28 protein-coding genes and 1 riboswitch are annotated in these 25,452 nt (G+C 51.8%); of the genes, 15 read left to right on the forward strand and 13 right to left on the reverse strand.

The features are described from left to right. The first annotated feature begins 64 nt into the window (after window positions 1-64). From AC5JLP_RS16830 to AC5JLP_RS16870, 9 genes are all read left to right on the forward strand, one after another. Window positions 65-400: a DUF433 domain-containing protein gene (locus tag AC5JLP_RS16830; RefSeq protein ID WP_496069084.1), complete on the forward strand. Its 336-nt coding sequence runs from the start codon at window positions 65-67 to the stop codon at window positions 398-400. Further along, entirely contained in the window at window positions 372-707 is a 336-nt protein-coding gene (locus AC5JLP_RS16835) for a DUF5615 family PIN-like protein (RefSeq protein WP_496069085.1), read from the forward strand. Before AC5JLP_RS16830 ends, AC5JLP_RS16835 begins: the two co-directional genes overlap by 29 nt. Window positions 708-715: 8 nt before the next feature. Beyond that, entirely contained in the window at window positions 716-1,759 is a 1,044-nt protein-coding gene (locus AC5JLP_RS16840; RefSeq protein WP_496069086.1) for a DUF6745 domain-containing protein, read from the forward strand. Window positions 1,760-1,802: 43 nt separating this feature from the next. Then, on the forward strand, window positions 1,803-1,994 hold the full coding sequence (locus AC5JLP_RS16845) for a hypothetical protein (protein WP_496069087.1): 192 nt from the start codon (window positions 1,803-1,805) through the stop codon (window positions 1,992-1,994). Window positions 1,995-2,046: 52 nt separating this feature from the next. Beyond that, window positions 2,047-3,273, forward strand: a complete 1,227-nt coding sequence (gene sat / locus AC5JLP_RS16850) for a sulfate adenylyltransferase (protein WP_496069088.1) — start codon at window positions 2,047-2,049, stop codon at window positions 3,271-3,273. A 213-nt stretch (window positions 3,274-3,486) separates the two neighbouring features. Then, on the forward strand, window positions 3,487-5,802 hold the full coding sequence (locus tag AC5JLP_RS16855) for a caspase family protein (RefSeq protein WP_496069089.1): 2,316 nt from the start codon (window positions 3,487-3,489) through the stop codon (window positions 5,800-5,802). Window positions 5,803-5,956: 154 nt separating this feature from the next. Next, a complete protein-coding gene (locus AC5JLP_RS16860; RefSeq protein WP_496069090.1) occupies window positions 5,957-7,018 on the forward strand; it encodes an LLM class flavin-dependent oxidoreductase in 1,062 nt (353 codons plus the stop codon). Window positions 7,019-7,128: 110 nt separating this feature from the next. Beyond that, window positions 7,129-7,518, forward strand: a complete 390-nt coding sequence (gene rutC, locus AC5JLP_RS16865) for a pyrimidine utilization protein C (RefSeq protein ID WP_496069091.1) — start codon at window positions 7,129-7,131, stop codon at window positions 7,516-7,518. A 199-nt stretch (window positions 7,519-7,717) separates the two neighbouring features. Beyond that, window positions 7,718-8,434 carry an isochorismatase family protein gene (locus tag AC5JLP_RS16870; protein WP_496069092.1) on the forward strand — a complete coding sequence of 239 codons (717 nt, stop codon included), beginning with the start codon at window positions 7,718-7,720 and terminating at the stop codon, window positions 8,432-8,434. 60 nt (window positions 8,435-8,494) lie between these two features. On the opposite strand, the gene hemB is transcribed toward AC5JLP_RS16870, so the two are convergent. Continuing rightward, window positions 8,495-9,478, reverse strand: a complete 984-nt coding sequence (hemB, locus tag AC5JLP_RS16875) for a porphobilinogen synthase (protein ID WP_496069093.1) — start codon at window positions 9,476-9,478, stop codon at window positions 8,495-8,497. Window positions 9,479-9,800: 322 nt separating this feature from the next. On the opposite strand from hemB, the gene AC5JLP_RS16880 reads away from it, so the two are divergent. Then, a complete protein-coding gene (locus AC5JLP_RS16880) occupies window positions 9,801-10,184 on the forward strand; it encodes a nuclear transport factor 2 family protein (RefSeq protein WP_496069094.1) in 384 nt (127 codons plus the stop codon). Between the two features lie 65 nt (window positions 10,185-10,249). Here AC5JLP_RS16880 and rpiA read toward each other — a convergent pair whose 3' ends face one another. Next, complete coding sequence (gene rpiA / locus AC5JLP_RS16885; protein ID WP_496069095.1) at window positions 10,250-10,963, reverse strand: ribose-5-phosphate isomerase RpiA; 714 nt, start codon at window positions 10,961-10,963, stop codon at window positions 10,250-10,252. Window positions 10,964-11,187: 224 nt separating this feature from the next. Here rpiA and AC5JLP_RS16890 point away from each other — a divergent pair, with 224 nt between their 5' ends. Next, complete coding sequence (locus AC5JLP_RS16890) at window positions 11,188-12,186, forward strand: tetratricopeptide repeat protein (protein ID WP_496069096.1); 999 nt, start codon at window positions 11,188-11,190, stop codon at window positions 12,184-12,186. 235 nt (window positions 12,187-12,421) lie between these two features. Here AC5JLP_RS16890 and AC5JLP_RS16895 read toward each other — a convergent pair whose 3' ends face one another. From AC5JLP_RS16895 to AC5JLP_RS16925, 7 genes are all read right to left on the reverse strand, one after another. Beyond that, on the reverse strand, window positions 12,422-13,744 hold the full coding sequence (locus AC5JLP_RS16895) for a voltage-gated chloride channel family protein (protein WP_496069097.1): 1,323 nt from the start codon (window positions 13,742-13,744) through the stop codon (window positions 12,422-12,424). A gap of 69 nt (window positions 13,745-13,813) precedes the next feature. Further along, a riboswitch (Fluoride riboswitch) is annotated at window positions 13,814-13,906 on the reverse strand. A 117-nt stretch (window positions 13,907-14,023) separates the two neighbouring features. Next, window positions 14,024-14,251 (reverse strand): hypothetical protein, encoded by a 228-nt coding sequence (locus AC5JLP_RS16900; RefSeq protein WP_496069098.1) that lies wholly within the window; start codon window positions 14,249-14,251, stop codon window positions 14,024-14,026. Window positions 14,252-14,350: 99 nt separating this feature from the next. Then, a complete protein-coding gene (locus tag AC5JLP_RS16905; protein ID WP_496069099.1) occupies window positions 14,351-14,866 on the reverse strand; it encodes a hypothetical protein in 516 nt (171 codons plus the stop codon). Then, window positions 14,856-15,257 carry an alr0857 family protein gene (locus tag AC5JLP_RS16910; RefSeq protein WP_496069100.1) on the reverse strand — a complete coding sequence of 134 codons (402 nt, stop codon included), beginning with the start codon at window positions 15,255-15,257 and terminating at the stop codon, window positions 14,856-14,858. Before AC5JLP_RS16910 ends, AC5JLP_RS16905 begins: the two co-directional genes overlap by 11 nt. Window positions 15,258-15,336: 79 nt before the next feature. Continuing rightward, window positions 15,337-15,585, reverse strand: coding sequence for a hypothetical protein (locus tag AC5JLP_RS16915; protein ID WP_496069101.1), 249 nt, complete (start codon window positions 15,583-15,585; stop codon window positions 15,337-15,339). A gap of 248 nt (window positions 15,586-15,833) precedes the next feature. Continuing rightward, window positions 15,834-16,577, reverse strand: coding sequence for a precorrin-8X methylmutase (locus tag AC5JLP_RS16920; RefSeq protein ID WP_496069102.1), 744 nt, complete (start codon window positions 16,575-16,577; stop codon window positions 15,834-15,836). Continuing rightward, the gene (locus AC5JLP_RS16925; protein WP_496069103.1) at window positions 16,535-16,795 is read right to left on the reverse strand and encodes a hypothetical protein; all 261 of its coding nucleotides are present in this window, start codon (window positions 16,793-16,795) and stop codon (window positions 16,535-16,537) included. Before AC5JLP_RS16925 ends, AC5JLP_RS16920 begins: the two co-directional genes overlap by 43 nt. A gap of 137 nt (window positions 16,796-16,932) precedes the next feature. Between AC5JLP_RS16925 and AC5JLP_RS16930 the strand changes: the two genes are divergently transcribed. Then, window positions 16,933-17,094 (forward strand): hypothetical protein, encoded by a 162-nt coding sequence (locus tag AC5JLP_RS16930; protein ID WP_496069104.1) that lies wholly within the window; start codon window positions 16,933-16,935, stop codon window positions 17,092-17,094. 328 nt (window positions 17,095-17,422) lie between these two features. Further along, window positions 17,423-18,244 carry an HAD-IC family P-type ATPase gene (locus tag AC5JLP_RS16935; protein WP_496069105.1) on the forward strand — a complete coding sequence of 274 codons (822 nt, stop codon included), beginning with the start codon at window positions 17,423-17,425 and terminating at the stop codon, window positions 18,242-18,244. A 206-nt stretch (window positions 18,245-18,450) separates the two neighbouring features. On the opposite strand, the gene AC5JLP_RS16940 is transcribed toward AC5JLP_RS16935, so the two are convergent. From AC5JLP_RS16940 to AC5JLP_RS16955, 4 genes are all read right to left on the reverse strand, one after another. Next, window positions 18,451-20,028 carry an FAD-dependent oxidoreductase gene (locus AC5JLP_RS16940; RefSeq protein WP_496069106.1) on the reverse strand — a complete coding sequence of 526 codons (1,578 nt, stop codon included), beginning with the start codon at window positions 20,026-20,028 and terminating at the stop codon, window positions 18,451-18,453. A 296-nt stretch (window positions 20,029-20,324) separates the two neighbouring features. Next, window positions 20,325-20,750: an NUDIX hydrolase gene (locus tag AC5JLP_RS16945; protein WP_496069107.1), complete on the reverse strand. Its 426-nt coding sequence runs from the start codon at window positions 20,748-20,750 to the stop codon at window positions 20,325-20,327. A 96-nt stretch (window positions 20,751-20,846) separates the two neighbouring features. Continuing rightward, the gene (locus AC5JLP_RS16950) at window positions 20,847-21,308 is read right to left on the reverse strand and encodes a DUF3531 family protein (RefSeq protein ID WP_496069108.1); all 462 of its coding nucleotides are present in this window, start codon (window positions 21,306-21,308) and stop codon (window positions 20,847-20,849) included. A gap of 25 nt (window positions 21,309-21,333) precedes the next feature. Continuing rightward, on the reverse strand, window positions 21,334-22,698 hold the full coding sequence (locus AC5JLP_RS16955) for a glycosyltransferase (protein ID WP_496069109.1): 1,365 nt from the start codon (window positions 22,696-22,698) through the stop codon (window positions 21,334-21,336). Window positions 22,699-22,820: 122 nt separating this feature from the next. Between AC5JLP_RS16955 and shc the strand changes: the two genes are divergently transcribed. Both shc and AC5JLP_RS16965 read left to right on the forward strand, forming a co-directional pair. Then, window positions 22,821-24,860: a squalene--hopene cyclase gene (shc, locus tag AC5JLP_RS16960; protein ID WP_496069110.1), complete on the forward strand. Its 2,040-nt coding sequence runs from the start codon at window positions 22,821-22,823 to the stop codon at window positions 24,858-24,860. 316 nt (window positions 24,861-25,176) lie between these two features. Next, window positions 25,177-25,437 carry a hypothetical protein gene (locus AC5JLP_RS16965; protein WP_496069111.1) on the forward strand — a complete coding sequence of 87 codons (261 nt, stop codon included), beginning with the start codon at window positions 25,177-25,179 and terminating at the stop codon, window positions 25,435-25,437. Window positions 25,438-25,452 lie beyond the last annotated feature (15 nt).

The following is a 25,452-nucleotide window of genomic DNA, read 5'->3' on the forward strand; positions in this document are numbered from 1 at the left end:
GCGAAGTTTTTGATTTCTGTGTAAATTTGAGGTGTGCGATCGTCCCTTTCTTAAAACGACTCCCATGATTAAACCCGTTATTGCTGAACACATTGAAATGACTCCCGGTGTGTGTGGCGGCAAGCCTCGCATTGCAGGTCATCGCATTCGCGTTGAAGATATTGTGATTCTGCACGATCTCATGGGCATGTCACCCGACGAAATTTTGCTGCACTATCCCACGATTACCTTGTCCGATGTGTATGCAGCCCTAGCTTACTATCATGATCACCTTGAAGAAATTCGACAAGAAATTCGTGATGGAGAGGCTTTGGCAGCAGAAATGCAAGCGCAAACACCTTCTAAAGTTCAACAGAAACTAAGAGGCAGGCATGGCGCAAACGATTCGATTTCACCTTGACGAAAGTGTAAGTGGTGCGATCGCAGTTGGGTTGCGGCGGCGTGGAATCGATGTCACTACAACACCAGAAGTTGGTTTGCTCTCCGCATCGGATGAAACACAGCTAAGCTTTGCAATCAGTCAAAACCGCGTCATTGTAACTCATGATGACGATTTCTTGGTGATTCATCGACAAGGAACCCCGCACTCAGGTATTGCATACTGCAAAGCAAATCGTCGCTCAATTGGTGAGATTGTGCAAAACCTCACTTTCCTTTGGGAAGTTCTCGACCCAGAGGATATGCATAACCATATCGAATTTCTCTAGAGATTACGATGACTCAAATGATTAACCAACTCACGCCGGACCAAGAAGCGCTGATTCCGGTTTATCAGGAGAAGTGGCGAAAGATTGCGCTTTCGACGGAGAGAATCGATCAACAAAAAGCTGCTGAAGCAGTCAAAATAGCTTACACAGTTATTGATGAAAGAGAACCTGAGATCATCTTTGTAGAAAGTCCTTATGCAGCTCTAGCTCTTATTACTAGCAAAACAAGAGAAGGACTTAAAAGTAAGTTGGAATCTGAGATCAAACAGAAGCTGAGATTTCCAATACTACATGAATTATCAAATCAACTACTATTCAAGATAGGACATGGATTGAGTAATTTGTTGTGGAATCGAGTTGATGAATCACAACAAAGTCCAATCTGGATTCAGCTTCGAGATCAAATTCCAATCAAGCAACGAAAGCAGTTTTTCAGCGAGTGTATGCCAATTGAAACATGGGTTTCCTGGGGTAGTTACTTTGATTTTAACTTTTCAGTTTTAAAGTTGCCTCACACTCAGGATAAGTGGTTAGCGTTTCAAGCTCTGGTTACTGAGTGCGGTTGGATTTTTCCTTATAAACAGCTTTGCATAGTTTGCGATCGTCCTACAGTTTTCTCGTTTGATTTAGAGAACCGTCTTCATGCCGAAGGCCTTCCTGCTATTCAATTCACCGATGAATTTAGTGTTTATTCATATTGCGGATTAAGACTGCCCTTTAAATATAGGAAGATGCATCCAAATCAATGGAAGCCTTGCTGGATTCTAGAGGAAAAGAACGTTGAGCTTCGCCGAGCGTTAATTCAAGGCATTGGTTATGAACGAATCTGCAAGGAGCTTTATGCTGCGGAGTTAGATTCCTGGCAGGGATACACTCTGCTGGAAGTCGATGAGGATATTGATATTGAGCCAATTCGATTGCTGAAAATGATCTGCCCTAGTATTAGTTTGATTTACATCATTCGAGTTCCGCCTGATATTCAATCTGCTAGAGAAGCGATTCGGTGGGTCAACTGGGATGTTGATCCAGAGGCGTTTGCGGTGCAGACGTGAAACGTTAAACCCAAAGGGTGTCTCACTCCATCCAAGGTCGTTTATGACGGGACTTGAAGCGTTACAGTCTGTGCAGTTTGTCATCGTGAAGGGCAAGCGTCTTGCTGTTCTTGATGCCGAAGATTGGGATACGTTGATTGAGTGGGTGGAAACATTAGAGGATACGTGGATCGCTCAGTCGGCGGTTGCCGAGCTAAAAGGGCAGGGGGCGATCGCGATCGGGTTGGCTGGTTGAAGTAGGATGACGTGGAGGTTGAACTGATCGCACAGCCTAGTAGGATGGATGGGTGAGCAAAACTGCGATCGACATCCTGCCATTCTCAACTCCCATGACTCAGCCAGACAGCATTGCGCCTCACGGTGGGCAACTCATCAACCGCATCGCCACGCCCGAACAGCGCGCCGAATTTCTCGACAAAGCCGACTTTTTGCCTAGAGTGAAGCTAGAAGCGCGGGCAGTTTCAGATCTGGAGATGATTGCGATCGGTGGCTTTAGTCCCCTCACTGGTTTTATGAACGAGGCTGATTACCAGGGGGTTGTCAATGAGATGCACCTGGCGAACGGGTTGCCCTGGTCAATTCCCATCACGCTCCCTGTATCGGAAGAGGTAGCGGCACCGTTGAAAGAAGGAAGTTTGATTCGTCTGGACAATCCCTACGGTACGTTTGTCGGTGTGTTGCAACTGGCGGAGAAGTATCGCTACGACAAGCGTCACGAAGCGCTGCTGGTCTATCGCACCAATGAAGAAAAGCATCCCGGTGTCTCAGTGGTCTACAAGCAGGGTGCTGTGAATTTGGCGGGTGAGGTCTGGTTGCTAGAGCGCAATCCGCATACTCTCTTCCCGACCTATCAGATTGATCCACAGGAATCACGATCGCTCTTTCGAGGCAAAGGTTGGAAGTCGATCGTGGGCTTCCAAACTCGCAACCCGATCCATCGCGCTCATGAGTACATCATCAAATGTGCACTGGAAACTGTGGATGGACTGTTTCTGCATCCCCTTGTGGGTGCCACCAAAGAAGATGATATTCCCGCCGATGTGCGGATGCGCTGCTACGAGATTATGCTGGAACACTATTTCCCTAGAGAACGGGTGATTCTCGCAATCAACCCTGCTGCCATGCGCTACGCTGGCCCTCGTGAAGCTATTTTCCACGCGCTGGTGCGGAAAAACTACGGCTGCACTCACTTCATCGTTGGTCGAGATCATGCGGGTGTAGGCGACTACTACGGCACTTACGACGCACAATACATCTTTGATGAATTTCAACCCGATGAACTGGGCATCACGCCGATGAAGTTTGAACACGCCTTTTACTGCTTGCGAACTCAGTCGATGGCAACGACCAAAACCAGCCCCAGTACCCGCGAAGAGCGTATCCACCTATCAGGAACGAAAGTGCGGGAACTGCTCCGTAAAGGCGAACTGCCACCACCAGAGTTCTCTCGCCCCGAAGTGGCGGCTGAGTTGTCGAGAGCGATGCAGGCTCCAGAGATTTCGTATGAAATTTAGGGATAGGGGATGAGGGATGAGGGCAGGAGGCAGGGGAAGCAGGGGGCAGAAGGAGATGAAGACTTTTGCTTCCTTCGCTGGTGGCAAAGCGCCCTCTTGTTTTCCCTATTTCCCTGGCTTCCTCTGCTTCCCTGGTTTCCTCCGCTTCCCCTACTCTCTATACCTCCACCTCTCTTCAACCCTGATACGCTAGTAGCTGACGGCTAAGCGCTGATGGCTCAAATGAAGCGGCGGGATTTTCTACAACGATCGGGTTTAACGCTGGCGGCTTTAGGAGTTAGTGACTTGTCGCTAACGTCGATCGCGCAACGGTATCAGCAGGCACTCGCAGCCCCAACGCCGCGCAAACTGGCTTTGTTAGTTGGCATCAATCAGTATCGTTCGATGCCGCTCTATGGCTGTGTGACGGATGTGGAGTTGCAGCGAGAGTTACTGCGCTATCGCTTCGGCTTTCAGCCCAGTGATATCCTCACGTTAACTGACCAGCAAGCAACGCGGGAGGCGATCGCGAATGCGTTTGTTGAGCATTTGATCGAGCAAGCGCGACCCGGCGACGTGGTTGTGTTTCACTTCAGTGGTTATGGTGGCAGGGTGGCGCTGAGTAGTGCGCCCGGTGCCGTGCAGTCCGGCTCGATCATACAGCCGAGTTTGGTAATGGTCGATGAGCCATCCACCCAAAGTGATGGGGTGGTAAATGATTTATTGGCGGATACGCTGCTGTTGCTGTTGCGATCGCTCCCGACCGATCAAGTCACCACAATTCTAGATATCAGCCATACCGCGCCTGACAAACCACTGCAAGGGAACCTTCGTCTTCGTAGTCGCCCCGATATGGTGCCTGCTCAACCCAGTGAGGTGGAGTTGGCATTTCAGGCGTCGCTGTTAAATCAAACGAATATCGATCGCGCACGCCTAGCGGTTCAGCGACAGTCTGGGCAGATGCCAGGAGTGGTACTGTCTGCGGCAGGAACCGAGCAGTGGGCAGCCGAAGCAAAGTGGAGCGGCTTCAGTGCGGGACTGTTTACTTACGCACTCACGCAGCAACTCTGGCAGGCAACTCCCGCAATGGCTCTACGGCTTAGTTTGCGACGAGCGACCGAACAGGTATATCAACTGGGCAATGCGATGCAACAGCCCCAACTAAGCGGACAGAAAAGCCAGGAACGACCACTAACGCCTTACCACGCGCAGCCATTGCCACCTTGGGGTGCGGATGGGGTTGTGGTGAACCTTGAGGATGGTGGTGCCACAGCGCAACTGTGGCTCGGTGGACTAACGGCTGCGGTGCTGGAGCAGGTTGAGCCAAATGCATTGTTGCGCCTGGTCGATCAATCTGCTCCCGATCGCCCCTCCACGGCTCTAACGTATCTGCAACTGGTATCGCGCAACGGGTTAATGGCAAAGGCAAAGGTGTATCCAGGTGCAACAGAGTCTACGCTTCAGGTGGGGCAGTTTGTCCGCGAACAGGTCAGAATGGTGCCTCATACCGTTGGGCTGACGATCGCCCTCGATACCAACCTGGCACGCATTGAGCGAGTGGATGCCGTCAGTGCCATTTCCGCCATACAGAGGGTGTCTGTGACGATCGCGGGCGAGCAAGCTGCCGATTACGTGTTCAGCAAAACCCAGACAGTGCAACCTACGCAGATTGCCGCTTTACCTACGACGACGCTGCCTGACGTACTTCCTACAAAGGCTGCTGTGCAAAGCAGCTACGCACTTTTTTCTCCCGGTCACAGCCCGGTGCCGCATACAACAGGCGATGGGGGTGAAGCCGTCAAAGTTGCAGTGAAGCGACTGGTGCCCAAACTGCAAACGCTGCTGGCTGCAAAGCTGCTGAACCTGACCGTTAACGAGGGGGCTTCTCAACTAGCGGTACGAGCCACGCTGTCTGTGCTAACCCCTCCGGCGCGAGGACTTATGCAGCGTGAAACTGCCACGATCGCGCAGCAAACACCAATCCCAAAAATGCTGCCAACCATCCTCACGCCTGAAACCTCAAAACTGGTTAGCATTTCTACAGGTAGCCATATTCAGTACCAGCTCGAAAATCACAGCAAGATCCCACTCCATTTTTTGTTGTTGCATCTAGACAGCAACGGTGATTTGGTCTTGCTACGTGCGCCCCTTGTTCATACGCCTCCCCTCTCGCCAGAGCCGCCAGCGACAGATGCTCAGCCCGTAAGTGATCGCTCACTCAACACGATCGCGCCCGCAGAAACGCTCACACTGCCTCAACCATCTGCCTCCTTTCAGTGGTTAGTCACGGGCTCAGCTGGGTTGGTGACGACGTATCTACTCTGTAGCCGTGCCCCCTTTAGCCAAACGATGACGCTACTGGGTGCGCGATCGTCAGATGCGTCCTCTCTTCAAACGTTGTCTAAACCGCTAGACTTAGTGCAGGCGATCTTTCAAGATTTGCATGATGCGGGCGATCGCTCCACTCTGCCTCCTGGCAATCTTGCCGATAGTTTTGTCCTGGATATGAGCGCTTGGGCAAGTCTCCGCTTTATCTATCAAATTGCTTGATGAGGCACATCGTTTGATGAGACCGTATTGCAGTCAATGTCAGACAGTCCTTTTGTAGTCTCTGCGTCATTTCCAAAGCGACTGATCTTCGTACAATGACACCGAATCATCATGCTGGTCACTGAAAAAGCAGCATGAGTGCGAACAGGCTGTCATGAATTATTTGGATTTTGGCATTTTTATTCCGATTGCCAACAACGGTTGGATTATATCCAAAGCATCGCAGTACATGCCATCGTTTGATCTCAACAAAGAGATTACCTTACGAGCCGAAAAGTATGGCTTTGATTTTGCGTTTTCAATGGTGAAATGGCGCGGCTATGGCGGTGAAATTGAGCATTGGGACTATGCGTTGGAATCGTTTAACTTGATGGCAGGCTTGGCGGCTGTCACTAGCACGATCGACCTCTACGCGTCTATAGCCATTCCCACGATTCATCCGGCTGTTGTGGCGAAGATGGTCGTCACGATCGACGATATTAGCAAAGGTAGATTTGGCATCAATATTGTCTCCGGCTGGAACAAACTTGAATATGCTCAAATGGGTTTATTAGCGGATCATTCCTATTTGTCTTACCGCTATGAATATGCCACTGAATATGTGCAAATTCTCAAAAAGCTGTGGGCAGAAGGTCGCGTTACTTACAAAGGAAAATTCTTTGAATTAACGGATTGTCTCTGTCAGCCAAAACCCTCCCGCGAGATTCCCATTGTCTGCGCGGGACAGTCCGATCGCGGTATTCAATTCACCGCTGAGTTGGGGCATTACAACTTTGTCTTAGGCGAACTGGAAACCATCAGCGACATCAATCTGCGCCTCAAACAGAAAGCGAAGGATTGCCAGCGACAGGTAGGTACCTACGCCCTTTTTACCGTCGTTGCTGCGCCCACCGATGCCGCCGCCGAAGCACGCGTGCAGGAACTGGCCGAAAACGCCGACATTGCTGCTATCCAAGCCTGGGGCGGCGCTTTAGCTACCGACAAAGACGGCGGCATGTCCAAAGCCATGCAGGCAGAAATGTTCATGGGCATCCCCACGATCGTCGGCTCCTACACCACCGTTGCTGCCAAACTCGATCGACTGGCAACCGAAACCACGATCGACGGCATCCTGTTCACCTTCCCTAACTTCGTCGATGACATCACCACCTTTGGCGAAGCCGTCATGCCCTTGCTGCAATGCCGTCAGAAGGTAAAGTCGGCGATCGCGGCGTGAACAGAAAGGAGGCAAAAGGATGAGGGATGAAGGATAAAAAGCTGACCGCTGACTGCTAACCGCCGAACTCAAAATTTAGAACTCAAAACTCAAAACTCTCCCCCTCCCTCATGCCTGGAACCCCTATCACCCCTGAAGGCTCTCCCCCTCCCCTTGCCCCTTACTCGCCCGGAATGCTGGCAGCGGGCGAAGCACTCTACGTCTCTGGTACGCTGTCACTGGATGCGGATGGCAAGCTAGTGGGTGAGGGCGATGCGACGGCGCAAACTCGTCAGGTGTTGGAATCGATCAAGAGCGTGATTGCGGCAGCAGGGGGCACAATGGCGGATGTCACCTTCAACATGATTTTTCTGAAGGATTTTGCCGACTATCCCAAAATGAATGCAGTATACACCGAGTATTTTCCCAGTCCATGCCCTGCCCGCTATTGCATTCGCGCTGATCTGGTCAAGCCAGAATTTTTGGTCGAAATTGCGTCGATCGCGCACATTGTTCGGTGAGGCAGAAGGCAGAAGGTAAAAGGCAGAAGAAGTTGTTGGTTGTTAGAAGAAAGATGACGGCTGACGGCTGATAGCTCTTTAACTCAAAACTTCTACGCTGACTGCTTAAACATGAAAGGCAGAGGACAGAAGTCAGGAGTTAGGAGTCAGGAGTTGGAGAAACGCGGAAAGCTCATACCATTACCTTCATAGGGCTAAAATGTCATCACTAATTACCATTCCGGCTAAACCAGAGGCGATCGCCATCAATCCCCGTGAAACGGCGGTGATCGTGGTTGATATGCAAAATGCCTATGCGTCAAAGGGCGGCTATTTAGACATCCTGGGCGTTGATCTATCGGGTGTGGCAGCGGTGGTGGAGGCGATTCAGGGGACGATCGTGGCTTCTCGTCGTGCGGGGATGCAAATTGTGTTTCTGCAAAATGGATGGAGCGCCAGTTTGCATGAAGCGGGTTCGCCTGCTTCGCCCCACTGGCACAAGTCTAATGCGATGCGGCTGATGCGCGAGAATCCCGATTTGCAAGGCAAACTCACCATCAAAGGCACCTGGGACTACGACTTTATCGATGCCATTCAGCCGCAGCCGGAGGATTACATTTTGCAGAAACCCCGTTACAGCGGTTTTTTTGGCACCAATCTGGATATGCTTTTGCGCGGCAACGGCATTCGCAATTTAGTCTTTGCGGGTGTGGCAACCAACGTCTGTGTCGAATCAACGCTACGGGATGCGTTCTTTTTGGAGTACTTTGCGATCGTCCTTGCCGACGCGACTCACCACATCGGTTCCTCAGCCATTCAGGAAGCAACCCTTTTCAATATTGAAAAATTCTTTGGCTGGGTGACAACGACGCAGGATTATTTAGGCGCACTCAACAACCTGGCAGGCGAAAGCCTCCAGCCGCAAGTCATTACCTGAGAGGGCAAAACTATTTATCCTTCTGCCCTAATATCTCAATCCATCCCAACCCAAATGAGACTACGCTCCCAACCAGCGAGCGGCATCCTTGGCATGATAGGTCAGAATCATATCGGCTCCAGCCCGCTTGAAGCCCGTTAAGGTTTCCAGAACGACACGCTGTTCGTCAATCCAATCATTAAGGGCAGCAGCTTTGACCATAGAGTATTCGCCAGAGACGTTGTAGGCGGCCACGGGTAGGTTGGTCGCTTCTTTGACGCGCCAGATGATATCCATGTACGCCAGAGCGGGCTTCACCATCAGCATGTCTGCCCCTTCGGCGATGTCCAGCTCAATCTCTTTAATGGCTTCACGAGCGTTGCCAGGATCCATCTGGTAGGTGCGCCGATCGCCAAACTGAGGAGCAGAATCGGCAGCATCGCGGAAGGGTCCATAGTACGCTGAGGCATACTTCGCCGCGTAGGACATGATGGGCGTATCTTCAAAGCCTGCCTCATCCAGCCCTGTCCGAATCGCCTGCACAAAGCCATCCATCATGCCAGACGGTGCGATGATATCGGCTCCTGCTTGCGCCTGAGAAACGGCTGTTTTCTTGAGGAGTTCCAGGGTAGGATCGTTCAGCACCCGCCCAGTCAAGTCGCCCACTTCCAGATAGCCGCAGTGACCATGAGAGGTGTATTCGCAAAGGCAGGTATCCGCCATCACGATCAAGTCGGGAACCGCTTGTTTAACCGCTGTTGCTGCTTTCTGCACAATGCCGTGATCGTGCCATGCTCCCGTCGCGTCCATATCTTTATCGGCTGGGATGCCAAACAGAATGATCGCGGGAATGCCCAGGTCGTAGACTTCCTTCGCTTCTTCCACAATTTTGTCGATCGACAACTGAAAGACTCCCGGCATCGATCGCACTTCTTTGGCAAACCCATCACCCGGTACCGCAAAGAGGGGATAGATGAGATCGCTTGTAGTCAACACGGTTTCGCGCACCATCCGACGAAGCTGAGGGTGGTTGCGGAGACGACGGGGACGCTGGTTTGGAAACATAGGAGTGATGCGGCGAGAGGACGGTATGAATAGCGATCAGCGATCAGCAGCGAATGTTTGAATATGAAGTGGGTCGCTGAGGGTTCAATGATGTGCCAAAAGCGTATGAAACTCAAAGTGGATGAAACTCAAGCTGAACGCTGACGGCTTTAAAAGTCTAAAACGTTCTGTGGCCCCTTACTCACGTCTTTCGTTACGTTGTGTTGCAAATGTCAGTTGGTAATGAGGAAGCGGTTTAGGTTCTGTTTTATGTAGCAGGCGTTAAGAAGCTTGGAAATTTCCTTGCTTCCCCTACTCCCCACTCCCTACTTCCTCCCATCGCATGACTCCAGAACAAGCGGTGCTTGCTGCCAATGAGACGTTTTATCGATCGTTTGAGAAGAAAGATCTTGAGGCGATGACGGCTGTGTGGTCGCAGGGGACGAGTAGCGTGTGCATTCACCCAGGACGAAAGGCGATTTGTGGATGGGACGGGATTCGATCGTCGTGGGAAACAATTTTTCGCAATACCAGCTATCTGGAAATTGAGACCGAGATTGTGCGTATTGAGGTGAACGGCGATCTTGCTTACGTGGTGCTGGTGGAAACGGTGCTGCAAGTGACAGGTAAGCGCCAGAACAAAGCACAATCAGTGGCTACGAACATCTTTGAACGCCTGGGGCAGAAATGGTATTTGGTGCACCATCACGGTAGTCCGTTGATATAGGGTAGCTATCAGCGTTCAGCGTTCAGCGTTAAAGTCTTAGGCTGACGGCTGACCGCTCTCTTACCTCAAAACTCTCTCACCGATGGCTTACCGTCCTTCACTTCACCGACCATGATCAGGCTGGCGACACCGACAAATAAACCATTTTCGAGTACGCCAGGAATATTGTTGAGGGTTTTCTCCAGTGCGGCGGGATTGTCGATGCCACTGTCAAATTTCACGTCGATGACAAAGTTGCCCTGATCGGTGATGACAGGCCCAGCTTTCTTCACGCCCATGCGGAGTTGGGGTTTGCCGCCTAAAGCCACGATCGCCTTCATCACAGGACTCATTGCCATTGGAATCACTTCTACAGGCAACAGAAAAGTGGTGCCCAGCTTATCGACTAATTTGCCGCTATCAACTACCACAATGAACTGATCGGCAAATCCATCCACGATCTTTTCCTGCGTATGCGCCGCACCACCGCCTTTAATCAAATTCTTTTGTGGATCGACTTCATCAGCACCATCGATCGCCACATCAATGCGATCGATTTCATCCAGCGTTGTGAGGGGAATGCCATTTTCTTTCGCCAGCACGATCGCCTGAAACGATGTTGTCACGCCTTTAATGTCCTTCAGGTCGCCACGCTTGAGCCGATCGCCTAACGCTTGAATGGCAAAGGCTGTCGTTGACCCAGTTCCCAGTCCTACAATGGAACCAGACTGCACTCGCGCTGCGGCAGCTTCGCCAACCTGCTTTTTTGATAATGTTGTCGGGTCAAGTTCGGTACTCATAACGGCATTGTGGAAGGGGGTAGTTGTTAGAAAGGCTAAGGGCTAAAGGATGAAGGCTAAAGGATGAAGGCTAAAAATTGAATGAGTGCGGAAGCTAGGATGCAGAAGCCATCGTTAGAATTCAAAACTCAGAACTCAAAACTAATCCTTTAGCCTTTGTCCCTTATCCTTTTATCCTCTCCCCTCACCTCCAAGCAAGTCTACTATCGATGGGCGATCTTCCTATGAGTTGGCACGAAGATTTTTCTGAGGCAGACTATCAGTACTACTGGCATCTGCCACCCGAAGCACGCAGCGAGATGCTGGCGGATGAGCAGATTGGCGAATCTCTCAAGGCGTTGTTGCTTTACCAGCAGGGACGACAGGCGTTAGAGAGCAATGATGTGAACACTGCGATCGCCTGCTTTGTGGAGGTGCTAGCGCTCAAGCCGGGTTGGCACGATGGCTGGGCAGGACATGCTGCCGCGCTCATCAAAGCAGGTGAACACGAAGGCGCGATCGCCAGTTGCACGCGGGCTTTGGAATTAGCACCAGAGCATGCAGAAGCCTGGAGTCTGCAAGGTATAGCGCTCTCTCGCCTGGGACGGTACGAAGCATCAGCGAACAGTTGCGATCGCGCCTTGGAGCTACAGCCCGACGACCAGCAAGCCTGGAGTACGCTCAGCGATGCGTTGAATCATCAAGGACGCTACACCGAAGCCGTCGTTAGCTATGACAAAGCGTTGGCACTAAGCTCGGATGCCCCTTTTCTTTGGGGACATCGGGGCACAGCACTGCAAAAGTTGGGTCGTTACGAGGAAGCGATCGCCAGCTACGACAAGCTCTTACAGGCAGAGCCAACCCGCTACAAGCTCTGGCATCTGCGTGGTCTGGCAATGCGAAAGCTACGTCGCTTTGATGCTGCGATCGCCAGCTTTGACGAAGCACTCACCCATCAACCAGATTTCTACCCAGCAATCCGCAGCAAGCTATTTACCTTGTTCCAAGCAGGGCAATTATGGCGCTATGTTATGGGCGACAAAACACTCGCTGAACGGGGCAACTTGATGAACGACCTACGGCATGTGCTGGATTCTGTCGTCAAAACGAAACTACCAACGCTCGTGGTCATCGCACTGGTTGTGCTTTCCAGTACCCATAGTCGGGTTACAGCGCTAGCGATCGCAGGCGTGTTTCTGCTCATTGCCGCGATCGGCGATCTCATCGCTGAGTCACAGAGGTAGCGGTTTTTGAAGGCAGAGGGCAGAAGGTAGAGGGCACAGAAGGGGCAGGGGAAGCAGAGGAAGCAAGGGAAGCGGAGGGAGCAGCACTAACTCAAAACTTCTACGCTGACCGCTGATAGCTGATAGCTCTTTCGCTCAAAACTCAAAACTTCTACACCCACCGCTGACGGCTCTTTCACTCAAAACTCAAAACTCAAAACTTCTACACCGACCGCTGCTCGCTGAAAATTTAACGTTAAGAGTCAGGAGGTTGCTTCGGTGCTTTGTCCTCTTGCGATCGTGCGTTGGGGTGCGTGGCGAGACTGACTCCTTTTTCTACCAAAACCCTGGGATACTTGCTGAGACCAATGCGCTGAGCGCGGTAGATGCCTGCATGACCCGAAAAGATGTAGCTCACGACACAGGCAATGCCAGCGAAGGCTCCGGCAGGCAGCCCAAACAGCTCCATTGCCATAATCGTTGAAGCCAGTGGGGTATTGGCAGCGGCCCCAAATACGGCGACAAAGCCCATGCCTGCAAGTAAAGACGTGGGCAGTGGCAGAACGATCGACAGCGCATTGCCTAACGTGGCACCGATGTAAAACAATGGGGTGACTTCGCCGCCCTTAAACCCAGCGCCTAAAGTGAGTGCCGTAAAGGCGAGCTTGGCAGCAAAATCCCAGGGTGGGAGTTGCGTCTGAAACGCTTCCACAATGGTAGGAATGCCGAGACCAATATATTTTGTCGTGCCCACTGCCCAAACTGCGATCGCCACCATGCTGCCACCAATCAGAGGACGCAACGGTGGATATGCAATTTTAGACTTAAAGATCTGCCCAATTGTGTGGGTCGCTTCGGCAAACAGAAGTGCTACTAGACCAAACACGGCACCCGCAAGCACCGCTGACAAGAGAGCGGCAGAGCCATCGGAAAAATCTCCCAGGCTGAGTAAGGGGATGCTTGTCAGGCGATAGTCCGTATGGTGAATGCCCCACTTCAGGGTGACGTAATCGCCCACGATCGCCGCCACCGTGCAGGGAAACAACCCGTCGTAGCGAAGCTTGCCGATCGTCAGCACTTCTAGCCCAAAAACGGCCCCAGCTAGCGGTGTGCCAAAGACGGACGCAAACCCTCCACTTAGCCCTGTCATCAAAAGGATGCGGCGATCGGCCCCCTTGAGTTGCAACAGCTTGGTGAGTTGATCCGCCAGGGATGCCCCCATCTGTAATGCGGTGCCTTCTCGCCCTGCAGAGCCACCAAACAAGTGGGTCATGACCGTCCCTAAAAGCACTAGGGGAGCCATGCGGAGGGAAATGGTCTCCCTGGGATTGTGGATCTCCTCCAGTAAGAGGTTGTTGCCCGCTTCGACCGATCGACCAAAGTAGTAATAGATCAAGCCACTCAGTAGCCCACCCAACGGCAGCAAGGCAATAACCCAGTGATGCGCTTCTCGCCAATCGGTGGCCCATTCTAATGAAGCTAACAGTGCCGCCGAGGCCGTTCCGCAAAGGACACCTGCTACTGTGGCGATGGCTAGCCATTTTGCAGTTTGCGGTAGGGCAAAAACTTGTTCGATCATCCGCACTGCTCTCCAAAAATCCAATAGTCAACACTTCACAGATGCTTTTTAACAAAGCATCGATCGAACGATGAAGTAGAAACTATCAGCCTTGAAGGCAGTTCTCTGACTGTGCTAAAAGGAAGCCTGTGTCAGAAGGCGAGTTCCATCGCCCTGAGGTGAAATATAGCAAGACCTGTAGGCTTTTACAAGCAAAAAACTTCTTGATTAGGAGGCAGGGGGTAAAAGGTAAAAGGCAGAAGGTAAAAAGTAGAAGGCGGTAACTGAGTAGCCGTTGTGTTAGAGAGACTCAAATTGAGCGGTAAAGCCTTCTAGCGTCATGCACTCATCTTGAAAGGCTTCAGCATCGCTCACATCGTCTAACTCAAACGTCATGATGCGCCGTTCATCGTCTTTCATCTTTTTAGTCGAAAGCGGTTTTACGGCATACTTCGCCACGATCGCGTTAAACGCAGTCGCCGCCTTGCGCCAGCTTTCGGCAGAACAATAAACCGTTACAAGCCACATGATGAGTCAGCCTCCTGCATACATTCGTCATCGTAGGCGATTCAGGTCGCCACTTGATACACAGTGCGCGCTTTTCTTGCTTCTACTCAGCAGCCACGTTTACGGTAAAGGTTGCAAATCTGGCTCAACCCAATCTGTGCGCGCTTCCCACGACATCAAGCGATCGCGGCTGTAGTAGTGGAGCGGCAACTGTGGATCACTGCATCGCTGGATGAACTGATTGACCTCATCCAACGCCAGGGCAGAGATGCGCTGCTCTGCGAGGTACCACAGCCCAATCCAAAGCCAGAAGAGGGTAATGGTTTCGTGATAGCCGCTGTTTTTTGTTTGCTGTATGCCCATTGCCGCGTTATACCGCTGAATGCCTTCGCGCATGCAGTCGATCGCCTGTGAAGGCTTGTGATGCACCAAATACCACAGAGCAAGGGTGAGATGTGCGGTATGAGTCCAGCACGATCGAGGCAACGTACAGCTCTCGAAGGCTGCCACTAACGCTTCAATCTCGTCGATTGTTCGATACGTCATAAGGCTCGATTCAATAAAGCTTTGACAGGAAGGAAAGCGTGGGCGATCGACAGCGAGGACTGCTCGGATCACCCACGTTTTAGCGTCCATCACCGATGGCTAAGGACGATGCATGTACTTGCGTTGCCTGCCAGAGCTTGTGGACAAAGAATTCGGCGCGATCGGAGAAAGCCGTCAGAAACATGCCTTCGTGCGCGTCTACACCCTCTGCCAACCAGCTACCCTGCAAGCTCACTTCTACAAAGGCATCATCAACAGGGGCTACGGTGATGTTTTGGACACGATCGCGCTTCAGCGTCAGCTCTAAATAGCTCAAACCGAAGGCGTCCGCAGGCAGCAAAAAGGCCGCTTTGCTCGGTTCAACGTAGAGTTTTTGCCCAGCACGCAATGCCAGCAGTACGCGTTGTGCAATCAGCACTTCCAGGGGAGCCGCCATCCGCTCCAGGTGTAACCCGTCCTCAATATAGGTCAGCTTCAACATCCTGCTTGCCTCCTAAAAAACAACCCCCGCTTCTGATACTCAGGAGCGGGGGTTAACAGCTTCAGTCCTTACTGGCGCTTTATGTTGGTGCAAGACCGCGCCTGCACCACCCGCTTTGTGTTGGTCGATCAATAATCTGTAGCTCTGCAAGGGTTTTCGTCATACCTGTGACCAAAACTCCTGTATGAAGCGCATTGCCTTGAAGCAGATTGCCTCTAAAGCGTGCAGACACACCTTTAGCCCCAAACAGCGCTATTGCCAACGACCACTCGCTGTGGGGTCGCTGCTGCGGCGCGCTATATGAGGTGAGTAAAGGTGTGCAAATCATGGGATGGCTCTAACAAAAACTCGCTTTGTATATGCTACACGTGTAGTATGTCTAATGTCTACTCTTTTGAGTGAGAATTTTTCAGACAGAATTGTCCGAAGGATGGATACATTTAAGACGAGGGGGATTGCGGAAACGTTAAAGAGAATTTTGGTGGAGGGGGAGGCAGAGGGCAGAAGAAGGCAAAAGGCAAAAGAAGGCAGAAGGCTGACCGCTGCTAGCCGTCCCCCGTCCCCTAAAGTTTTCTCTCACGCTTTGCTTAGATAGCAGTGGCAGTTGGGCTTTTCAATAGTGGAAGCTACGATCGCGTTCAGAGCGACAGCAGCGAGTAAGCCGCCCCCGATCGTGCCATCTAGAGTAATGAAGGGAACGTCAGACTGCATTAACTGGCGCTTCGCTGCTGGGGCATGGCTAAAGCCGATCGGCATGCCAATGACCAGGGCTGGATGAAGATGGTGTTGTGCGATCGCGTCACAGACGGCCAACAACGCGGATGGAGCATAACCCACGACTACGATGCAGTTTTTGGGTAAGTGGTGTAGCTGCGCTTTCCACGCTGAATCTTGCCAGAATGCCTGTTCTGCTTCGGCAACGCTGGTGATGTGGCGATCGTCCATCAAGATTTCTGTAGCACAGCCTAAATGTGCTAGGCGAGTGTGGTCAAGTGCGGCATGAATCAGCGGGACATCGGTTACTACGTGACAGCCTGCCTTGAGCGCAGCACGACTGGCTGCGATCGCCCCTTTTCCCACATGGACGAATGGCACCAAGCTCACATCCCCACAGGCCAGCACTAGCTTTGAGAGCAGATCGACTTCAATTTCGGAGCGATCGGAGAGGTCGGGCAACAACCATTGCAACGATTCTTGAAACGCTTCAGGATGGTCATGAACGACCGCATCTAAACCGCTCCACAGTTTTTCTAGCCCGCCCAACTGGGTTTGCGTTTCTACATCCAACAGCTTGAGTTGCGCGATCGCTTCTGCTTGCACACGCTGACAATCGCCATCCCTCCCCAGCAAACTTTCCAGTGCTGATGCCGTTTGTCGAGGTGTGCGATTTGCTGAATGATCGATCGATACTGCTGCTGAAACTGCACCACGAGCGTTTCTGACCGATCGACATCTGGTTCACTGTCCAGTAGCTTATGAATATGGGAAAGCTGAAAACCCTGTTGCTTGAGCGCCACAATGCGCTGGAGTCGCTGCACATCGCGCTGGCTGTAAAGGCGATAGTTCCCGCGCGATCGGGCAGGCTGCGGCAGCAGCCCAACTGATGATAATGCCGCACCATGCGAGGCGAAATGCCACCCCCAACGGCATCTGTAAGTTCTTTAATCGTCAATGATTGTTCAACCATGATGGAGTCTCAGCGGTTAGCGGTCAGCAGTCAGCGGTCAGCGATCGACAAGCAGTGAACAGTCGTCAGTCGCTAGTGAATAGTGAATTGTTGCCGCTCAATGACGAATTGCCATCAGTCAACGGTGCATTAGCTACCACTCAGCAGTAAATTGACACCATTCAACAGTGCGTAGCCATTAGTGAACAATGCATTGTCATCGTTCAGCAGTGAATATTTGCTATTCAACAGTCAATAGTTGCTACTCAACAGTGAATTGCTACTACTCAACAGTGAATTGCTACTACTCAACAGCGAATTGCTACTACTCAACAGTCAATCGACGTTAAAAAACTGATGACTGATCATGGTTAACGGCCTTCTACCTTCTGCCTTTTGCCTTCTGCCTTCTCTACACCCAACTTCCCGTTTCCAACTTCCTTGACATTAACACCAATGTCAACGTTTAGCGTGGAGGGGTGTTTCAACCGCGATCGCGATGCTGTATCCGTCTCGCTTTACCCAACTGACCAAAGACCACTCTGATGTGGCGGCGGCTATTCTCTGCGGCATTTTGCTGCTGCTGGGGTGGCTGACACTGCATTGGGGATGGATAGAGCTGTCGTTGTTGTTATTGCCTGCTGCCTATGTGATTGGTGGCTATGAAAGTGCTCGCGAAGGGCTGACGACCCTCTTCCAGGAAAAGGAACTGGATGTGGATTTGTTGATGATTGTGGCAGCGCTGGGGGCAGCAGGACTGGGACTGTGGCGGCGTGAATACTTTTTTATTGTGGATGGGGCAACGCTGATTCTCATCTTTGCAGTGAGCGGTGCGCTGGAAGGATATGCGATGCGTTGTACAGAGCGCAGTATTCGCGGCTTGATGAGCTTGACAACTGATACCGCGAGAGTGGTGCGTCATGGTCAGGAAACTCTGGTGCCTGTAAGTGAGTTACAGGTAGGCGATCGTATTCTCGTCAAGCCTGGAGAACTGATTCCAACCGATGGCCTCATTTACGAAGGCTACAGCACGCTCAACCAGGCGGCGATCACAGGTGAATCCATGCCTGTGGAGAAAGCGGCTGGAGATGTAGTATTTGCGGGCACCGTGAATGGGAATGGTGCGCTACAACTCACTGTGCATCAACCACCCGAAAGCAGTTTGATTCAGCGGGTGATCCGTCTAGTGAAACAGGCACAAACCGAAACGCCACCATCGCAGCAATTCATCGAGCGGTTTGAACGTAGCTACGCCAAATTGATTGTGGTGTGTGGCATGCTTTTAGCGCTGCTGCCGCCCGTTCTCCTGCATTGGAGTTGAGAAACAACCATTTATCGAGCGCTGATTTTTTTAGTAGTGGCGTCTCCCTGTGCGTTGATGGCAGCCACCATGCCAACGCTGTTGTCTATTGGGGGGAATTAGGACCCCACATAGCGGGGGACCGGGGGGAAGTCCCCCGGACAAAGGTTCCCAGCGAAGCCCAAATTTACGTCCACGATAAACTCCGCAGAGATTACACAATCAAATTAAGCAATCATAATCGACTCAAAATCCTGTAAACGACTTGCTTCCAGCGCATAACTTTGCCCATAAATGCGAGGCAGCTTTCCAGTCGTTGCTAGAGCCTGTCTGACCTCAGCATTCATAATTGACGCTAATGTGCGATCGCTCGACAGCGCAATCCCAGCCGCAATCCCTACCCCATTGCCCACCGCCGTATTAAACTCCACAATTCTACCTGCCGCACAGGCATACCCATCAAACCCAGAAGCCGGACTCACCACCGCCAAATTTGGCACGGACTGTATGAGCGCATGGCGAATCCCCACATTAAATAGCGGCGGATGGTGAAAAGAAATGCTGCTCATGCCCTTCGCTGCTGCCTTTTTACCCAGCCCCGCAATACCACCTCGTACATCCAGATAATAGCCAAACGTTGCGATCGCATTCGCCTCAGAGACTCCTCCCATGAGCATCTGAGCACCACTCAAAGGTTCCACTGCGCCTTGAATATTGCCTGCATGTCGAATGTACAGTTCCGATGCTGCTTTGACAGCCGTTGCGCCAAAACTCTTCAGCCATTTCGTCACAAAGCCCATTTCATCCACCATTGCAGGTGTGGGCTTCGCGGCTCCCCGTGCCAGTGCTTCAGCCTGTGCACCCGTCACGTAGAACATGAGTGCATTCCAGGAAAGCCGATTGGCCCCTAAGACAGCAATATTTGCCTGATCGAGCAGCACGCCACTGTCTGCCAAAGACATCATCTTGCCCCGGAAGGCGTGATACGTCACCGATAACGCCTGACTACGCACATCGATGTGGTCTTGCCCGACGTACATCGTTCTTAGATTGCCATGTTCGTCTACAAAGCTTTTGCAAATCTTGTCCATCAAGGTTGGATCAGAGCCAGCGGCGATCGCAATGTAGTGTTGTGCTTCCGCATCGTTGGGATTTGTAAAGCGCTTGAGGTAGTTCAGCTCAATCTCTTTCAGACGTTGAATGCTCAGCCCCTGGCTTTCAAACACCAGCGTTACGGGCAGTTCAGAATCTGGTAACCCAAACGTGCCAAAGCCCTGAAGCTTTTTTACACCCGTTGTTTGAGCCAGTTCCGCATTGACGCTAGAGTCAATAAATTGTTTACCTAAAAAGACACTGCCAGTCGTAAGCTGAATGCCCTTTAGCTTAGCCCCATCGCGCAGCACCGACTGAATTTGCACACGACTAATGATATCTGCTCCAACCTCGCTTAACATGGCGCGCAACGCTGCATCTGCCTTGCGTGGATCGAGGGCAATTTGGGCAACGCCTGCCCGATGCAAAAACTCTTGATAAATAGCAGATGGCTCACCAAACGTCGGTAACCCATACGATTGACGGATCTCGGCAGGTAGCGAGCAGCGATCGAGGTACGCCAGCCCTCCTCGCACCAAATGCCCACCAACCCCCTCCTGAGAATTGCCCTTAAACATCAGCAGCATTCGCAGCGCTTTACTTGTGCGACGGCGATACTCCCTGGCCGCACTGACCAGCGCCAGCACTCCGGGAACTTCATCCCCAAACCCAATGACATCGTAGGAGCGTGGCGGTTGTGTAGCGGCGGTCATAGTCGTATTAGAAGAGACATTACTTCAAGACACACAGAATAACCGATGCGTTTCGGAAGCGGTGAATTTCTCTTCATTTTCTTCCGTGGGGAGTGGGAGGGGGGAAGCTGAGGGGGCAGAGGGAGCAGGGGGAGCAAGGAAAATTCTGACTTCTGACTTCTGATACCGATTTAAAGAATGACGGCTACAGATCAATCGGTGGGTAGGGGCAAGGCAATGCCTTGTCCCTACAGGATGTGTCGCATTTTCAATTCAAATTGGTATGACTTCTGACGCCTGACGCTTAGCTCCTGAACTCAAAACTCGATGTATTGCAGCGCTTCAGGAGGTACCAGGCGTAGTTCACCGGACTGAAAACGATCGCGTTCAATCCACTGAGCCGTGTAGGTTTGATCGCTATCTGAGAACAGGATTTCTTCTCGCTGGTAAAAGGTTCGATCAGCGAAATCACAGCGATACAGTTGAACCAGCTCATGCCCTGGCTTGCCGTCATAGGTGAACAGGTTTTCCAGGCAGCCGAGATAGCGAATATTCATCAATTCTGCCTGGAGTTCTTCGTGAAATTCTCGCTTCAGTGCCTCTAGGCTCGTTTCGCCAAACTCAATGCCACCCCCCAGCGCCCGATAGAAATAATTCTGCTTGACCGGATCGAATCCCTCCGAAACCAACAAGCGCGAATCCTGTTGAATCATTCCCAACACGATCACTCGAATCCTTGGCATCTTAATCTTCTGCCTTTTACCCTTATGTTTTGAGTCATCAGCAGTCAGCGGTCAGCCTTCTGCCTTTTACCTTTTGCCTTTTTTCCTCACTTCTCACTAATTCATCTCACTATCCGCAAACGTGTCCGATCGATAGCGACTTTCCCCAGTCGGCCAATCATCGTTTTCGCCGCCGATAATTAGGCTATCCAAAACCACATAATCTTTGCTGAACTGTCGCAGCGCCATGATGAGCACATCCAACGCGATCGCATCACTGGTACCCAGGTCAAACCAGCAACGTCCCCAGTTGCCCTCATATTCGACTTCTCCTATGTTGTGCATAAGTGCAACCAGGCTTTCATCAGCAGCATCGTTGTCATACTCCATGTAGCTGATGTCCAGTCCCACGTCCTGCACTTGGAGGTTCTCAGCATTAAAACCGCCCAATTTGCCCAAAAAGAACCACGAATTGAAGACTTCCTCAACGTATTGCTTTTCCATCTCTGAGGGGACAGTATTAAATTCAATCCAGATCCAGACGCTAAACGGGTCAAATTCCCGAAACTGCACGTCCATAGTGATACTCCTGTGTGTTCGTGGATTAGTAGACGCGTCCTTTCCAAGCTCCACCCTGACCGCGCCAGTGACGCAGAGCCGAATCGAGCGTCATCAGGGTGTAAAGAAAGGCGATCGCAGGTAGCCCAAAGGCCAGCAGTGGAGGGCATTGGTAGAGCAATAGGGTTGGCAAATAGGCGATCGCCAGCAGCAGCCAGGTTGCCAGCCCAAGGAAGGCAATCAGCCAATGTCCGGTGATGAGTCCAGCGATCGTGCTAATTGGTGGCACTAGATAAATTACCGTCATTCCCACCAGCGTCCCCAGCAGCAGTAGAGGCGAATAGTACAACTGGGTATACGCTGTGCGAGCCACCATATCCCAAATCGTTTTGAGCGATGGGTAGGGACGCAGGCTGTGAGTTTCGCGGGTAAGACCCAGCCAGATTTTGCCGGAGGGGTTTGGGGAGAAGGAGTTATGAGTTATGAGTTTTGAGTTTTGAGGTGGAAGAAGAAAAGATAAAGGATGAAGGATGAAAGATAAAAAGTTTTTCGTTTTGAGTTCAGAAGATTGCTCTTTTACTTCCCCTATCTTCTGCCCTCTGCCTTCTGCCTTCTGCCTCCTCCCCAACCCCTTCACCGCTTGCGCCAACGAGCAATCATCAATCAACGCCTGACGCAGAATTTGGAGTCCTCCAATTTGCTCCAGCGCTTCACGACGAATGAGAATACAGCCTCCCGCCGCCGCCGCAAGTTTGCGTTTGGGATCGTTTGCCCAACGGAAGGGGTAGAGCTTTTGGAAGAAGAAGACGAAGGCAGGAATCAGCAGTTTTTCCCAGGTACTCTTGCAGCGCAGCAGCACCATCAGCGACACCAGATCGAGATCATCCGCCAGTGCTTTCGCAACCAGTTGTTGCAGCTTTTCGGGATGATGTTCAATATCGGCATCGGTTAGCAAAAAATAGTCAGGTTGGATTGACAGCGTTTGCGTGTAGCGAATGCCCTGCTCCATTGCCCATAGTTTGCCCGTCCAGCCAGTTGGGAGTGGCTCAGCCGTAATCGCCGTCAGCTTTGAGGCTCGATCGCACGTCTGAGCGGTCTGCCGTGCTACATCAGCCGTGCCATCGGTACTGTGGTCATCCACCAGCACAATCTGAACGTTGGGATAGCTTTGGGTGAGGAGCGATCGCAGCGTCACAGGCAGCAAATCGGCTTCGTTGCGAGCGGGAATGATGGCGCAGATGGAGGGATGGGGGATGAGGGATGAGGGATGAAGTAAATTATTTTCATCCCTCATCCCTCCGCCCTCATCCTTTAGAAACTGATCCGATCGCCAAAACTGCCCGCGTCCGAACAGCAGCACCAGCCAGATGATGAGTGACAGTGCTGTGATTCCTAACCCGATTTCAGCCATTTCTCACCCGTTACTAATTGCCAAGACTCTGCACTAAGAGGCAAAATACAACATCTGCTAATTGTAACGATAGGTGTATCGATAGGATTGGCTGGATTGGTGTGTTGAGAGTGAATGACGCTATGCAGACTCAAGAGCAGGGTGCAATTAATAGCCCAGAGGTTTCACGTGCACAGGTAGAGGACGCGATCGCTCGCAGTCAGAATTACCTTCTATCGCTTCAGTATCCAGAGGGTCACTGGTGGGCAGAACTGGAATCGAACGTCACCATTACGGCAGAAGTAGTGCTGCTGCACAAGCTTTGGGGTACGGACAAAACGCGCCCTATGCACAAGGTAGAAGTGTATTTGCGATCGCAGCAGCGCGAGCATGGCGGTTGGGAACTGTTTTACGGCGATGGTGGCGAACTGAGTACCTCTGTGGAAGCGTACATGGCACTGCGGTTGCTGGGAGTGCCTGCGAACGATCCGGCATTAGAGAAGGCGCGATCGTTCATCTTGAAGCGGGGCGGCATTAGCAAAACCCGCATTTTTACCAAATTTCATCTGGGGCTGATTGGCTGCTACGACTGGCGAGGACTCCCCTCCATTCCCTCCTGGGTCATGCTGCTGCCAGATGCGTTTCCGGTGAATATCTACGAGTTGTCGAGTTGGGCGCGGGGAAGCACGGTGCCGTTGCTGATTGTGTTCGATCGCAAGCCTGTTTACATCACCGATCCAGCCATTAACCTGGACGAACTGTATGCTGAGGGACGCAGCAACGTGCGTTTTGAGCTACCACGCCAGGGCGACTGGACAGATCTGTTTGTGCATCTGGATAGTGCGTTCAAACTGGCAGAGAACCTGAATCTGGTGCCGTTTCGTCAAGAAGGCATCGACGCGGCGGAAAAGTGGGTGCTGGAACGCCAGGAAGTCACTGGCGATTGGGGTGGCATCATTCCCGCCATGCTGAACTCCTTACTGGCTTTACGAGCGCTTGACTATGACGTGGCTGACCCAATCGTCGATCGCGGCCTCAAAGCCGTTGATAACTTTGCGCTGGAAACCGATGAGCACTACTGGATTCAGCCCTGCATTTCGCCCGTGTGGGATACCGCGTTGGTGATGCGATCGCTCGTCGATTCTGGCCTTGCTCCCGATCATCCTGCCCTGGTGCGCGGGGGTGAGTGGCTGCTAGAAAAGCAAATCTTCGACTATGGCGACTGGGCCGTCAAAAACCGCAACGGCAAGCCCGGAGCCTGGGCGTTTGAGTTTGATAACCGCTTTTACCCGGATGTGGATGATTCGGCGGTCGTCGTCATGGCGCTGTGTGCCGTCCAGTTACCCAATGAGCCGTTGAAGCAAGCCGCGATCGCCCGTGCCGTAGACTGGATTGCCACCATGCAGTGCACCCCTGGCGGTTGGGCCGCCTTCGACATCAACAACGATCAAGACTGGCTCAACGCCATTCCCTACGGCGACCTCAAAGCCATGATCGACCCCAACACAGCAGATGTAACCGCGAGAGTGCTGGAGATGGTGGGGAAGTTGGAAGGCAGTCAGCGGTCAGCGGTCAGCGGTCAGCCATCAGCTTCCACTCAAAGCTTAGAACTCAAAACTCAAAACTTAGAACTCAAGACTCATTACTCTCCCCCCACTCCCCACTCCCTACTCCCCACTCCCGCTCTCGATCGCGCCCTCTCCTACCTCCGCGCCGAGCAAGAACCCGAAGGCTGCTGGTTTGGTCGTTGGGGTGTGAATTACATTTACGGGACGAGCGGGGTGTTAGCAGCGTTGTCGTTGGTGGCACCGAAGACGCATCAGCGAGAAATTGAGCGGGGTGCACGTTGGTTAGCCGGATGCCAAAATGCGGATGGTGGCTGGGGCGAAACCTGCTTTAGCTACAACGATCCGTCGCTGAAAGGGCAGGGAGACAGTACCGCATCGCAAACGGCCTGGGCGCTGCTTGGGTTGATGGCAGCAGGTGATGCCGTTGGGACGTATGCAATGGAGGCGATCGATCGCGGCATTCAATACCTCCTGCAAACCCAGCGACCCGATGGTACTTGGGATGAAGACTACTTCACAGGTACGGGCTTTCCCTGCCACTTTTACCTGAAGTACCACCTCTATCAACAGCACTTTTCACTGACGGCGATCGGTCGCTACCGACTCATCAAATAGGAAATGTTCGACTATCACAGCATTCAAGGTTGACAATAACAGCGTAAGGTTGACAATAAGGAGTGATAAGGTTGACGCTGTGGGTGGGTAAACGCTAATGGTCAAGGTTCGTCAACGAGGGGAGCAGATTCGTCAGTTTATCTTGACGAACCTAGAAGAGCATCCAAACGACGTTGCTACGTTGACTGCTCAAATGTTCGGCATTAGCAGGCAAGCCGTTAGTAAGCACATTCAACGTTTAGTTGAACAAAAAGCGATTGCGGCTGAAGGGTCTACGAAAAGTAGAATCTAAAAACTACATCCATTAATTGAATGGATGCAGACATATCAGCTAAATAGCAAGCTCGAAGAAGATGTTGTTTGGGATTCCGATATCAAACCTTTAGTATCCGATCTACTTGATAACGTCAAAGAAGTCTGGGTGTATGGCTTTACTGAGATGTTGAATAACGCTATCGATCATTCATCTGGTACCAAGGTCATCATTCAAGTTGAGAGAACAGCAGTCGATACTGGGATTTTTATCGTTGATGACGGAGAAGGAATTTTTAAGAAAATCCAGAGAGTTGTGCCTTGATGATGAGCGTCATGC

The sequence above is a fragment of the Stenomitos rutilans genome, from assembly GCF_059505485.1.